Origin of the sequence: Membranihabitans marinus, assembly GCF_021729155.1 — a bacterium.
GTDB lineage: Bacteria > Bacteroidota > Bacteroidia > Chitinophagales > Saprospiraceae > Membranihabitans > Membranihabitans marinus.
In genome coordinates this window covers 15680-30534 of the sequence record NZ_JAJQYA010000013.1, presented here as the reverse complement: position 1 = coordinate 30534, position 14855 = coordinate 15680, and the positions used below count along the sequence as shown (strand labels likewise).

Annotated in this window: 10 protein-coding genes; 3 read left to right on the top strand and 7 right to left on the bottom strand. The window is 38.9% G+C overall.

Annotated elements, in window-relative coordinates; genetic code table 11:
* Positions 1-91 precede the first annotated feature (91 nt).
* The 3 genes from LVD51_RS10050 to LVD51_RS10040 are packed head-to-tail and all read left to right on the top strand — an operon-like array spanning position 92 to position 3256.
* Complete coding sequence (locus LVD51_RS10050; protein WP_236971100.1) at positions 92-1507, top strand: SDR family oxidoreductase; 1416 nt, start codon at positions 92-94, stop codon at positions 1505-1507.
* 1 nt (position 1508) lies between these two features.
* On the top strand, positions 1509-1967 hold the full coding sequence (locus LVD51_RS10045) for a TspO/MBR family protein (RefSeq protein ID WP_236971099.1): 459 nt from the start codon (positions 1509-1511) through the stop codon (positions 1965-1967).
* Positions 1968-1972: 5 nt separating this feature from the next.
* Positions 1973-3256 (top strand): cryptochrome/photolyase family protein, encoded by a 1284-nt coding sequence (locus tag LVD51_RS10040; protein ID WP_236971098.1) that lies wholly within the window; start codon positions 1973-1975, stop codon positions 3254-3256.
* Between the two features lie 157 nt (positions 3257-3413).
* Here the strand turns inward: LVD51_RS10040 and LVD51_RS10035 are convergent, their stop codons facing one another.
* The 7 genes from LVD51_RS10035 to LVD51_RS10005 all read right to left on the bottom strand — a co-directional run bounded on the left by LVD51_RS10035 (position 3414) and on the right by LVD51_RS10005 (position 14844).
* Positions 3414-6977 (bottom strand): CHRD domain-containing protein, encoded by a 3564-nt coding sequence (locus LVD51_RS10035; protein WP_236971097.1) that lies wholly within the window; start codon positions 6975-6977, stop codon positions 3414-3416.
* 489 nt (positions 6978-7466) lie between these two features.
* Positions 7467-8243, bottom strand: coding sequence for an SDR family oxidoreductase (locus tag LVD51_RS10030; RefSeq protein ID WP_236971096.1), 777 nt, complete (start codon positions 8241-8243; stop codon positions 7467-7469).
* An 11-nt stretch (positions 8244-8254) separates the two neighbouring features.
* Complete coding sequence (locus LVD51_RS10025) at positions 8255-9169, bottom strand: Gfo/Idh/MocA family oxidoreductase (RefSeq protein WP_236971095.1); 915 nt, start codon at positions 9167-9169, stop codon at positions 8255-8257.
* Positions 9170-9181: 12 nt separating this feature from the next.
* Positions 9182-10126 (bottom strand): aldo/keto reductase, encoded by a 945-nt coding sequence (locus LVD51_RS10020; protein ID WP_236971094.1) that lies wholly within the window; start codon positions 10124-10126, stop codon positions 9182-9184.
* Between the two features lies 1 nt (position 10127).
* Positions 10128-10931 carry an HpcH/HpaI aldolase family protein gene (locus tag LVD51_RS10015; protein WP_236971093.1) on the bottom strand — a complete coding sequence of 268 codons (804 nt, stop codon included), beginning with the start codon at positions 10929-10931 and terminating at the stop codon, positions 10128-10130.
* A 9-nt stretch (positions 10932-10940) separates the two neighbouring features.
* Positions 10941-13376, bottom strand: coding sequence for a sodium:solute symporter family transporter (locus LVD51_RS10010; protein WP_236971092.1), 2436 nt, complete (start codon positions 13374-13376; stop codon positions 10941-10943).
* Positions 13377-13587: 211 nt separating this feature from the next.
* A complete protein-coding gene (locus LVD51_RS10005) occupies positions 13588-14844 on the bottom strand; it encodes a hypothetical protein (protein WP_236971091.1) in 1257 nt (418 codons plus the stop codon).
* Positions 14845-14855: the final 11 nt, after the last annotated feature.

Genomic DNA, 14855 nt, shown 5'->3' with positions numbered 1-14855 from the left:
ACATACTGATTACATATAAATATAAAGTCTGAGTTAAAAATGTTATATTCCTTCTGATTCAAATTTTGATTGAATATTTGATAGTTTACAGATGAGAATATTGCTTACAGGTGCTACTGGATACATCGGCAAACGACTGCTGCCCATATTGGTAGATCAGGGGCATAAAGTCATTTGTTGTGTTCGAGATCTAGATCGATTTTCACCGCCTTCATCATTGAAATCCGCCATTGAAATAATTCAACTCGACCTATTGGATCCAACTTCCTTGGACCATATTCCCCATGATATTGATGGTGCCTATTATTTGGTCCATTCCATGTCGGCATCATCAGACTACGAGACCTTGGAACATCAATCTGCTCAAAATTTTAGAAGAGCCATGAGTCAAACCAAGGTTGAACACGTCATCTACCTAAGTGGAATTGTCAATGAAACCGAACTATCTAAACATCTATCTTCTCGGAAAAATGTAGAGGATGAACTCGCAAAGGGGTCTTACGATTTCACTACATTAAGAGCGGGCATCATTATAGGATCGGGAAGTGCTTCCTTTGAAATTATTCGAGATTTGGTCGAAAAATTGCCCGTAATGATTACTCCAAAATGGCTGAATACCAAATGTCAACCCATTGGTATATCTGATGTCATTGCCTTTCTATCTAAGACCATGTTGAACCCAGAGACTTATAATCAAAATTTTGACATCGGTGGACCAGATATATTGACCTATAAAGAGATGTTGCTCGAGTATGGCCGGGCTCGAAATTTGAAGCGCCACATCTATACGGTACCGGTGATGACGCCGAGATTATCCTCATATTGGTTATATTTTGTGACCTCTACTTCTTATAAGTTAGCCGTTTCCTTGGTCAATAGTATGAAAATAGAAGTGGTGTGCAGAGATCAAAGACTAAATGAAATATTGAATATTCAACCTATTGGCTATAGGGAATCTCTAACTAAAGCATTTAACAAAATAGAAAACAATGAAATAGTATCGAGTTGGAAAGACGCATACATCAGCAGTGGAATGGACTTTAATATATCTGAATTTATTCAAGTACCCAGCTACGGATGTTTTAAAGATGTACGCAGAGCAGGGTTTCAACATAGAAGTAAATGTCTAGAAAAGATATGGAGTATTGGAGGTGAAAATGGTTGGTATTACGGTGACTGGCTTTGGAAATTAAGAGGGCATTTAGATAGAATGGTTGGTGGAGTAGGATTGCGACGAGGTCGAACATCGAAAACCTCTATCGAGGTGGGTGATGCCCTTGACTTTTGGCGAGTATTATATGCTAATAAAGAAGAAGGTCGACTATTGTTGTTTGCAGAAATGAAATTGCCAGGTGAAGCGTGGTTGGAATTTAAACTGGAGGAAGATCAGTTAATACAGACTGCTACATTTAGACCTCTAGGCGTCATGGGCAGGATATATTGGTATGGGGTTCTACCCTTCCACGGATTTATTTTTAAGGGAATGATAAATCAAATAACGACTTAATATGATACTTAAAATAATTTTGTTTTTACTGCTCAATTTTGCAGCTCTAGGCATCGGTGGAAGATTTACGAGTAAGGGAGTTGCTTCCAATTGGTATCAAAATTTAAATCAAGCACCATGGACACCTCCTGGTTGGGTATTTGGTGCTGCTTGGACCTTGATTATGATATGCTTTGCCGTGTATATGGCATATCTTTGGGGCAGTGGTATTGATCAAAAAAAATTACTCTATTTATTTGCCATCCAATGGATATTGAATGTGGCTTGGAATCCAATATTCTTTCACTATCACGCCGTACTTTTAGGCTTTATTACCATTACCTTATTGACATTACTAATCGCCTATTTTCTATTCCAATTTAAGAATGAAGTCCAAATTAAATCCCTCCTCATTCTACCCTATTTTATATGGCTGATTATTGCCACCTCGCTTAATGGGTATATTTTATTTTTCAATTAAACGATATGGGTGTAGCGGTATTTTGGTATAGAAGGGACTTGCGATTGGAAGACAACACGGCCTTAAATCATAGTCTAAATGGATCTCTCAAGGTCTTGCCTATATTTATTTTCGATGAAAATATACTTAGAGAACTACCTGTCGACGATGCACGTGTACAGTTTATTCACCAACAATTGGTTAAACTGAATCAAAACCTCCTTAAATTTCAATCGTCAATACTCTGTCTGAAAGGTAAACCGATCGAAGTTTGGCAAAATTTAATCGAAACATACGATATAGAAAATGTATATATCAATAAGGATTATGAGCCCTATGCCATAAAGAGAGACAAAGTCATTTCAGAATTTCTAAGCTCCAAGGGAATATCAATTCACAGCTTCAAAGATCAAGTTATATTTGAAGAAAGTGAAATTGTCAAAAAAGATGGCCTTCCCTATACCGTCTTTACCCCATATAAAAATAAGTGGCTCGAAAAATACAAAGCCTTTCCCCCTTTGGAACTACCTCCTATGCCTAATTTCTATTCAGTGAAACACAATCTTCCATCCTTGGAAGATATTGGCTTTAAACATTCGTCGATATATGTTCGAGACTATGACTTAACGGGAATTGATCAATACGACAAAAATCGCAACTATCCCTATTTAGATTCGACCAGTTATATAAGTCCCCACCTACGATTTGGTACGGTTGGGATACGAAGTGTAATTGCTCAATTGAAAAATCATCATACCACCTTTTTAAGTGAATTAATTTGGAGGGAATTTTTTATGCAAATTCTGTTTCATTTTCCCCATGTCGTCAATCAAAACTTTAAATCTAAGTACGACGGAATAGAGTGGTTAAACAATGAAAGTGATTTTGAGAAATGGTGTAGAGGAATGACTGGTTATCCAATGGTAGATGCCGGGATGAGACAACTCAATGCCAGTGGATATATGCACAATCGAGTAAGAATGATTACCAGTGGATTTTTGTGCAAACATTTGCTTATCGATTGGCGCTGGGGTGAATCATATTTCGCTAAAAAACTATTGGATTATGAATTGTCCTCGAATAATGGAAATTGGCAATGGGCTGCGGGAACGGGCTGTGATGCTGCCCCGTATTTTCGAATATTTAATCCCATTGAACAATTGAAAAAATTCGATCCCAACCATATTTACATTAAAAGATGGATTCCCGAGTGGAATTCTAGTCAATACCCACAACCCATGGTTGATCACAGACATGGGAGAATTAGGGCTTTGGAAACTTATAAGGCGGGCATCAATAAAATAATGTAGGCAATCAAATTTTCCATACAATGTATAATGTATAGGCCAGTTTTTAAACTGTTTTATATATTATGTGATATACATTTGGGATTATACCTATAAAAAAGAAAGTATTTAGAATAATCCAAATACTTTCTTCATCTGTTGCATAGAGTTTATTATCTATTTACATTTTCACAAATGGCCAAATAGCATTATTTAATTTCAAGAAATAGGTGCCGGGATTGAGGTCGTAAAGCTCAATGGTCTCACGATAATCCGGAGATAACAGTTGAATACGCTTGTCCTTGACCATCCGTCCTTGTGCATTGAAAATCTGCAATTGTATGGTAGAACGCTTTGCGTATTCTTGATAGTTTTGAATAGTAAGAAGGAGTTCATCCCGTGCGGGAATTGGTCCCACTTTGGTAACACTTAGCAGTGGATCTGACTTCAAACTGGTACGAATCCCATGTACAAAACAGATTTCTTCTACCGGTCCAAAACCACTTAAACTTCCATCGGTCACCCAAAATCGTTGGTATAAACAAGCTGTATCAGCATTGGCAAAATAACCAAAACTCGTCAATGTATCCATTAGATTACTCGATGTTACACTGGTCATATTATCATTGATTAAGGAAGATTCAAACAATAAACTATCGAAAGATGCATCCACCGACCATTGCCATTTATAGGCTAAAGGATTGTTGTCTATACCTGCATACCATTCAAAATCTACCGGTGCCTCTCCATCAGTAGTATCGATAACTACTACCTGATTGTCTATTAGTTGCGTAGTATCTGCATCTGGGAAATAGTTGTTCACAGGTAAGATTTGTCCTCGAATTTCACCGCCACCATAGGTTGCACTATGAATATTGACATATTTTCCTCCGGCTAAAAAGTCCTGCCTCTGTTCTTCATCTAAAAGAATGGTATTGTCCTCTACAAAGAATACCCCTCCAGTAGAATCTGTGTCAAGTGAGATAGTCAAGTCCTCTAATATTCCACCATTGCTACCCACATAAGCGTTGTGAATGTGTGCTCCCCCTCTAATCGTGGTAGCTACTGGACCTTCGAGTCCGTCGAAACTACCTGCACCCTGAATCAAACCCTGATGGTATTCAAACAATATCAATCCATTGCCTTCACTAGTATTCATAGGTGAAGCATTGGTTCCGAGTAAATTGGCCATAAAATAGTTTTGAGCCAGAGGAAGAATTTGTCCTCTAATTTCACCGCCTCCATACTGCTCACTGTGAACATTGATATACAATTGGCGGCTTAATATAGCCAAGACCACCGTTGATGGAATAGGGATAATATTGCTCGCTACATTGGCCACACCATTGAGATTGGTAGAATCAGTAACAAAAACAATAGGACTCAAAATAGTGCCGTTTTTCCCAGCCATTTGACCGTGAATATGTGCCCCACCCAATGAAGCCACATTCAATGGTGTAGTCAAACCTTGAAAGGAACCAAATATTTTAGCAGTACTATTATCCACTTCTCCCATCAACAACCCCTTGGCAGGACTATCTACAGGTGGATTTTCTTGACTTCCTCCCAATAGAGAAACGACTACTAGATTGGGATCAAATAAGAGTTGTCCTCTTAATTCACCTCCAGTATATTGACTGCTGTGGACATTGATATAAAAATTACGCTTTTGAAGTTCAAGTACTTGTTCTCCTGACAATGTAAATCTATTGCTATCTGGCCATATTACAGCCGACCTTAGATCGTCTGCAACGTCCAAGTTAAGGTCAAATGCTATCCCTCCATTACTCCCAGGAGGAGCTATATGGAGATGAGCTCCCCCTCTAATCTGCGTGGCCAAATCGGCAGAAAGATTTTCAAATGATCCCGATACGGTCAATACATTATTTAACAATTCGGCCTTTAATCCCCCCCATCCTTCGGACACTGCATTACTAAGTTCCTGTGAACTGGTCAGAAAGGCTGAAAAATGAGCCTGAGCATCACCGACCAATTGTCCGCGGATTTCTCCAGATGGATAAGACGAACTATGAATATTGACATATACACTTCTATTCATTATATCAGTCAACAGAGTGTCATTGGTCTCAAATACATTATCTGCGAAAGGAATGGTTCCGCTGTTATTTTCCAAAATGGTATTGGTTAGGGGAAGTATTACATCGCCATTTTGTCCCGCCATTCCTTTATGAATGTGAATACCACCAGCTATCTGTGTGGCTAATGTTCCCACCATACTGTTGTAGCTACCATACAAGGCCACACTATCTGAAGCCATAATTTCAGCCATAACCAGACCACTGGCTAAAGTTTCTGGGAGGTGAACTTCATTATTTCCAGATAAATGTGAGCGAAATACCATTTTACTGGAAGCAGGTATGAGTTGTCCTCGAATTTCTCCACTTGGTGCATTTACAGTATGAATATTGATATACAATTCTCTATTGAGCAAGGCATCGATAAAATCTTCTGACACAGGGATTTCATGATCTTCGGTGAAAAAATTTCCCAATAAACCACTAGGATCTAAAGTTGCAGAAATAGCTTGCATAACACCTCCATTGCTGCCTACCATACCATTGTGAATATGAGCTCCCCCACCTATTGCGGCATTAAATTCACTTTGTAAGCCGGAAAAAGTTCCAGATAAAGTCATCATACTATCCTGAGAAATGGTCAAAATAATAGATCCCCTTCCATTAGTCATCACTGAAGGATTTTGATAACCGCCGAATAAATTAGTAGAAAAAGTGTAAAGCGATTTAGGGGTAATTTGACCGCGAATTTCTCCGCTAGGATGGTCTTTAGAATGAATATTGACATACAGTAAATGTTGATCCAACATCTCCATTTGATCCGAGGAAAGTACAAAAGAATTGTCCTCCATAGTCAGACTACCACTGGTTAGATCATCAGAAAACTCTGCCTTTAAAGGAAAAATAACTCCTCCGTTTATCCCAATTATCCCGCTGTGAATATGTAATCCACCACCAATAGTGGTATCTACTTGCGATGAGATTCCAGTAAAACTCCCAGATACTTTTAAGGTATCTCCACTTAATACAGCCTCAATTTTACCTGAAGCCAAACTCTGAACTGGGACTAATTGATGCAGTCCTGACAAATAGGCCTCGTGACTGTAATCGACATCGGCTGTTTCGGTCAATGCTTTAATATTGTCGATCTCTATAATAGCTGCGGTTTGCGAACCACGCCAATCGGCATTGGCATTATTGATTATTCTAGCCGTCGTAACATTGGCCATAATATCAGCCGCAGTAGAATTGCCCTCTACTACCGTAAGCTGGTCGGTAGAAATATCAATTTCGATGGTAGACCAATCAGCACTCGGCGCTACGACTACAGCGTTGGATGAAAGTTGATTATTCCCAGAAGCAAATGACATTCGAAGATGAACATCGGCAGAACCGGCATTGCGCACGTCCATCGATATTTTGGTAATGCCAGCAGTGGTATAATTGCCGATCCATGGACTTGAGCTATTCATTAGCACCCATTTTCCTCCTGCACCTGAACTACCAGTTGATTCATTCCTTAAAAAACCATCACTATCTCCAGCAGGTCCACCTGTGGCGATTAAGGTCGGTTTATTGGGGCTGGGGCTAGCTTCATCCCAACCGTCGTTGTTGTCTTGAAAGTTGCTTATTGAGGAAGATGATATCTGACCCCCAGCATAAAATCCAAGAAATAAACATAATAATGAGGTAAAGAACTTCTGATACATAGTGCTTAGATTTTAAGATTTATTGAAATAGAACTTCATAAATATTAGACATTTCACATAGGCTCATGAATATAATACCAAAATTTTATTATTTACAGATACTATCAACACATTAACAGAAAATACCCACCAATTAAACATCATTATACACATACAGCTGACATTAAAAATAAAAATCTATTTAAATGTCGGTCGCATTTAAATAGGGATATCAATTTGTCATATATAGAAAATGGATTATAAAGAATACCTAAAATAGAAAATGGAAATTATGTCAAAGGAATACCTTGAGGAGAGCATTGAATAAAGTTGTTCAATGTATGACTGAGGCAGTATTGCGGCCTTGCAATTGCCAAAAATTACAGTAGTCTCAGCACAGTGAACTATACAAACAAAAAAACAGCTATAGATTTTTCGCAATAAATCTATAGCTGTTTTATATTTCACATCTATACAAAGGATAAATGATTGATTAAAGACCTGGTTTCATTAGGCTAATAAACCTCCATCGATAAGGATATTCTCCCCATTGATATAAGCTCCAGCATGAGAGGCCAACAACACCGTTACCCCTTTAAAATCTTGACCGGTGCCAAAGCGACGCAACGGAACTTTTTTGGTATAATTTTCTAAAAATCTTTCCGGTTGATTGTTGAATATTCCCCCTGGAGAAATAGTATTCACTCGAATATTTTTGCCAGCCAAAACCTTAGCATAATACTTTGTCAAATTTATCATCCCTCCTTTGTGAAAGAAATAATCTGGAGGTGGAGTCCCCATATCAGTGCCATCGTAATTGGATAAATCAGGACCAAACATCCCCATCATTGAACTGATGTTTATGATGCTTCCGCCCCCATTTAAGGCCATTAATTCAGACATTTCTCTCATAATATCTATTACGCCAACGGCATTGATGCGCATTGATTGTTCCACTACTGCAATATCGGCATCGACCGTCTTCATTGGTCGGGCTACTGCATTGTTCACAAAAATATCAAGTCGACCATAAACATTCTGTATGTCTTCCTTCAATTTGACAATGGAATCGTGATTGCCTTGATCGTATACCAATATATCAATATCGAGGCCCTGAGCTTTAAAATTTCTTTTTTCCTCTTCTAAAACTTCTATATTTCTGGAAGCCATGATTACTTTACCACCAGCCTCGGCCAATGCTTCTACTAATGACTTACCCAGAATACCAGCACCCCCGGTTACCAAGGCTACTTTATCTTTTAAACTAAACAATTCTAATACGTGCATGATAATTACTTTTAAAAAACAATTTTTTGTCCAGATTCTTGACTTTCAATACCAGCAATTATCGATTTAACGATGGCATGGGTTTTATCAAATTCCAATAAAGGCTTTCCTGCCTTCAAACTGTCAACAAATACTTCCAAATTATTGCGAAACATTGAATAACTGTCCTTCATTTCGTACCGTCTAAAATCCTTCTGTCCAAACAAGGAAACTTGGAAAGTCCCTGAAATATCCATGACTAGGTGTAGAGTAGCCACCACACCTGTGTCAAAAACAATTTTTACTATACTCTTGCGATCTTCGCCAAAGGATTCTACCGATACCGGTGTTGGATCACCGAGAATAGTCACTACAGCCTCCAACATATGGACACCGTACTTGGTCCAATCTTTCTTACCTACTGCTACAACCATCTCTATTTTGCCCAACTCATCGATTTCTTTCAAAGCTTGAGCGGTCTCTACACCATATCTCATCGATGAACAAGACATGATCCACTTACCCGCATCTACTTCGGCTTGGAAAGAGGCCAAATCTTCGGCACTGGAAGCCAATGGTTTATCTATAAAAATCGGAATATCGGCATCTATAAAAGGTTTGGCCATAGCCCAGTGGTTTTCAGGATCATCCCGTCCCAGTATAAGGGCATCGATCTCTCCAATCATATCCTCCATTCGATCTACCACATGATCAATACCAGATGACTCAGCAATGCTTTCCGAAATGGCACGATCTTGACACCAAACATGAGTCACTCGACTTCCTTCTATACCCAATTCTTCCCGATGGGCATCCAGATAATCGGTCACAGCGGGATAACCGATCTTAGCAATTTCTTCCCCATTATATTTTCCGTTGATAATGGCAGACCATGAGTAGGGATGTGCATTCCCCGGACTCATTCCTATCATTCCTATTTTTATCATAATATTTTTATTTTAGGAAATCCAACCATTGACTTCCCATTGATGTAAATTTAAAAATGCGGGTTCTGGAAAAGCCAATTTCTCCATTTCTTCACGCATCGATATAGACAAATAATTTTGATCTGCGACTTCAATCGCAGCTTCTAAAAACTTCATTTTATCAATTCCAATAAGTACGGATGCCACTTCATCATAAGACAGGGCAAACTTGGTAGCCAACATTGGCAGAGTTGGATATTCAGGTCTTAAATAATTATTATAACCAGTGATTTGGTCTTGTACAGCTGACAATGCAGAATGCAAATTTAATTCATGTCCTCCCAACATACCTCTAAACAATACCGAGCGAATCAATATCGCAACTCCCTTAGCCTTGGCCTCTTCAAAATAACGACCATGACTTTGATCCAATAGATTAAAAGGCACTTGAATGGCATTCCATATTTCCTTGTCTATACATAGTTTGGTATCCTCTGCACCATAGGTAGAGACGCCAATGGCTCGTGTCTTACCGGATTGGCGAAGTTCTGTAAATGTCTCTGCAATAGTCTGGTTTTCCAATATTTCACTATTGGCTTGATGCAACATAAACAAATCAATATAATCCGTCTTTAATTCTGTTAAACTCTGTTCGATTGATTGGAGAATATTCTTTTTGATAAGATCTTCATCATCGGGTAGATGGCCATTTTTATCCAATAAATGAACACACTTCGTAGCGATCACAGCATCATGGCGACAATTTTCAAATGCACGCCCAATCCTCGACTCACTTTCTCCATACATGCGAGCCGTATCAAAAAAATTAATCCCCCGATCCAAAGCCGTCATTAATAAATGATTGGCTTCAGCTTCACTTGGCATTTTATGATCTCCGTACTGCATCCCAATTTCCACAGCACCGAAGGCCACTTCTGAAACTGAAATTCCCGTATTGCCCAATGATCTTTGCTTCATACTATTGTTTTTCTAAATAACTACTTGAGACCTTTTCCTCGGTACTGTCGTTAAACACATTGATCAAACCTTTAAAATAATTGGATAGTCCAACCACGTCGGCTCCCATGCTCACAAACTGATACCCCATTCCATACAATTCTTGTAAATTGGCTGGGCTACCTACTGTACCGGCAAACTTGCCGTGTTTCCGAGCGGTTTCCGCCACCTGGATTCGAGCTTCCTGAATTCGGGGATTCGTCCAATCACCAGGTGCTCCTATGCCTTGACTAAAGTCTCCAGGACCAAAAAACAACATATCAAACCCCTCGAGAGCAGCAATCTCATCGAGTTCTGCCAAGGGCTCGGGATCTTCGATTTGCAATACAATAAAACGCTCGCGATTGGCCAATTTTATGTATTCATTAAAATCCAAATTGGTATAGGCTGCATCATTATTTCCACCATCCATGGCACGGCGACCCAAGGGATGGAACCTCGTCATTTTTATGACTTTTTGGGCATCTGCAACACTCATCACATGAGGCACCATAATTCCGGTAGCATCGAGTTCTAAGGGTTTGATATAGTCACTATATCCCCCTCTAGACACTCTGACCAAAATGTCGGTATCATGGGCTTTGCTCGCCCAAATATTGGCCGCCAATGACGACCAGTCATGACCTACGTGTTCTTGATCTACCCATACACAATCCATACCTGTAATACCTGCTATTTCAGAGGATCTGGCATCCAATAAATTTATTTTCGTACAGCTAGGACGTTGCCCAGCTCTTAATTTTTGTAAAACTTTACTTCTTCTCATCTATATAAATTAAATAATATAAAAGAATATTAATACCCAAGGTAATAGAAAAATAAAACCATATATCGTATAATGCTTCTTTTCTAGGTTACTCAACAATCGACTCAACACGACACTAGTAGTTACAGCTACGACGAGAGAAGAGAAAGCAATCCACAAGAAAGACAATGGTGGATTCCCTGTCAAAACATCCCAGAAAGCAATGATAAACGCAGTCAACAATCCATACAATGACCCCATAACCACACCGAAAGGATGAGGATTTTTAATGAAGAGGGCCATAAAGAATAGATTAAATAGCGGGGCAATAAACAAACCGTTGGTTTTTGCCGTCACCTCTATAATATTACCCGGCACATAGGGTATTACCAAACTGAGCAACACAACCAACACACCAATAAACCCACTGCTAATCCTAATATATTTTAAATCATTCGTGTCCTCGGTATTTTTCAATAACAGGGGCAACAAATCTGTAGACAACACCGAACTGGTGGAGTTAATACCAGAGGATAAACTCGACATTGATGCAGAAAACAATGCAGCAATGACTAAACCCGACATACCCATTGGAAATTGACTGGCAATGAAATGAGGGAATAAAAAATCGGCATCAGCTACCATATCCTTCCCTTTAGGCAAAAGATTGGGACTGGCATCATAAAATTTTAACACTGAAAAACCAACAAACAACAATACCAAGACAATGGACATTTGCCCCAATTGGGTTACCATAAAAGACTGCCGTGCGGCTTTTAAATCCTTGGTTGAAAGAAAACGTTGAATAGCCATCTGGTCCGATCCCGTAGTACACACCCACCAAGTAATCGTATTGATAAGGGCAAAGAAAATAGTCAATCTAACATAGGGGTCAAAACTAATGAAGTCTATGGTTTCCCAATTATCAGACCAAGCATCGGGAATTAAATTAGTAACGCCACCAAATTTAAAAGCGACCATGCCTATCGTCATAACCGCACCGAGTAATAATATAAAAAACTGAATAACATCGGTGACCAATACAGCCTTCAATCCACCCATAGTGGTATAGACTATGGTAATAATACCGAGCAATACCGTAATATAAATTATGACTTCCTCATTCCATCCCATCATGACAACCATAGATTTGGAAGCCAAGAATATCAATAAGGCCATCCAAACTATCCTCGTAGTTAGAAAGATTACTGAACCCAATTTTCTTACCCGATTGCCCAAAGGTTTTTCGAGAATTTCATAAGCTGAAATCATTTTTAGATTCATAAAAAATGGAATCAAAAAATAACTGCCCACCAAAAAGATAATAGGCGCGCTAACCAGTACTATGATGGACATTAATGGGCCATATTTAATGACTTCTCCGGCAACGGCCAGATAAGAAATAGCACTAAAGAACGATACATACATGGATATACCAGAGATAAAGGGATGCACATTTCCTCCCCCTAAAAAATAATCTTCTTTACTCTTTTGATAATAGGAATAAAACCATCCTATCCCCAACAAAAAGCTAGCATATACCACCAAAACTACCCAATCCAACCATCCGACTTTGCTCTGTAGATAATGTTCATTCGCCAAATAAGCCTGAGCTACTGAAACTTTGACATCGGCATCGGGATCAGAAAAACTCGTTTCTATCTGTGGAATTATGGTTTCATTGCCCTTGCGTGCTAAAGATTGAAAAACCTCGTATTTTTCATAGTTTTCCCCCTGGGTATAATCCATTAATGAGGCTAAAATAATACTCTCATCTTCAGGACCAGAGTGAACCCATAGTGCACTGGTCAAATAAATACGAAATGGATGATCTTCATCCATCTTTTCCCAGGCTTCCTTCATCATAACATACACAGATGGAGGAAGACGATCTAAAAATCGCAATCCGTAACTAGCGTATCTGACCTGTAAAGTATCGGTAGAAAATAAATGCTGGGCCAATTTTTCGATTTCACTGCTGTCTGGTCCGTTGGCCATGACCCATTGGGCGAAAGTTTGAATCCCACCTTTTTCTGAGGATGCAATTCTAGAAATTTCTGCATCATCAAAATACATATTTAATTTACCCATGGATTCCAAAGTAACCAACTTGGTATGTGGATTTTCTGTCTCGTGAAATATCTTCAAAATTTCATTGCCAAGCTCAACGAGTTTACCACTATCTCGCTGATTTATTTTCGACAAAATTCTCAATGCTCCGATATTCTCCGAACTACCAGTATTCAATACCTCTCCAAAATATTCATCAAAGTCAATGGAAAAATTATTGTCCAATAAGGCCTCAGCCGCATGAACCTTGACCCAAAAAGATGGGGCTTCATCCAGGGTTTTATACAAATACTGCGAATACTGTTTTTCACTACTCTGTGAATATGAAGGAGAATAACTGATTATCAACCATGCCAGAATGGCTATTAAGCGTAAGTAGGGTTTAAGTGTAATCATCTATTCGTTTTAATAAGACTAAGTAATAGAATAACTCAAAATGGGTTACATTTTGGCAAAAATCAAATATCCACTAACTATTCTAAAAATTGTATTATTATTTTCTTGAAATGATGTACTATTTTTCAAATACCGTGATTCTGACAAAAATCTTCTTGCCTTGGGATAATTTAGAAGTTATACCCAAATGCATTTGGTATAACTTCTACTACTAGGCCTTAAAATATCTATTGGCTTGATTCCATTTTATTTTAGCAATCCACACACTGCCATCACTTCCATATTTTTCAACACCCTTGGGCTGCATCCACTCAGATACCGTGACCCAAGTTTCATCCTTACTTACATCACATACACCAAAATTACCCAATCTAGCCCCTTTCTCCTCCACTAATATTCTCTCAGTTGAACGAATAACACACATTTTTTCTTCATCTACCCGTGCCATAAACAGCGGGGCACGATGCCTAAAAACGTGATCGTTATTGGCTCCTCTCCTCGTGTAGACTAAGAACAAACCCTTGCTGTGGGTAACCCAGTGTTGCTGTGTATTGTAACTGCCCAAATCACTTCCATCGTCAAAGGTCCATGGCCTTATGGGCTGGTATTGAAGGCCATCATCACTGGAAGTAATAAAGCCTTTTTTGTCATTGCGAATCGTCATATAATACTTTCCCTTATACCTCGTCATTGAAGCTTCGTGCAATCCTCTAGTATCATCATCTACATTCAATTCATTTCCTTGACTGATATAGGTTAAATCTCTTCCATCAAAACCGCATTTCACTACAGTAATATGGGAATTTTTACCTGAAGGATAAAAAGAGAGAGGAAGAAATATAGTACCATCTTTGTTGTCGTATCTTTGCGCACATCCAGCACCTGCGTTTACAAATTTCTCTTCATTGGGCATAGCCAATTTTTTCCATTCCCGCCATTCCCCTGTTGATTCGTCATAAACAGAATAAGATGTCTGTCTAGGTCGTGGCATCACAACCTTCCACTCTGGAGTATACACCACGGTATGACCAATACCCAATAACACCCCTGATTTGCGGTGATATTGTGGCCAAAAATCACTGGCCGCCACAGGTCTTTGAACCGAATCAATTTCTTCAAAGCGAGGTGTCAATCCCGGAATTTTTTCAGCCTCTGTCCAATTCTGTCCCATGTCATCGGTCTGCATACCATACATACCTTTGAAAACATCGCTTCCAATGAGATCAAGGGTATTCATAGTCATTACCACCCTTGGATTTTTGCCTTCTCCCAATTTAGGAACAATACCTGCCCTGGGATGAACCCAGCATTTCTCTCCATCGAACAATTTTGTAGGTTTTATATGGTCGAGGCTATAATCAAGATTTTTACCGTCAGGTAAAGCACTTATTACTGGATGAACCAATAATGATGCTCCCCCTAAAAGTGATTTTTGTAAAAATAGTCTACGCTTAAATCCATCGTTCATAAGAGAAATAT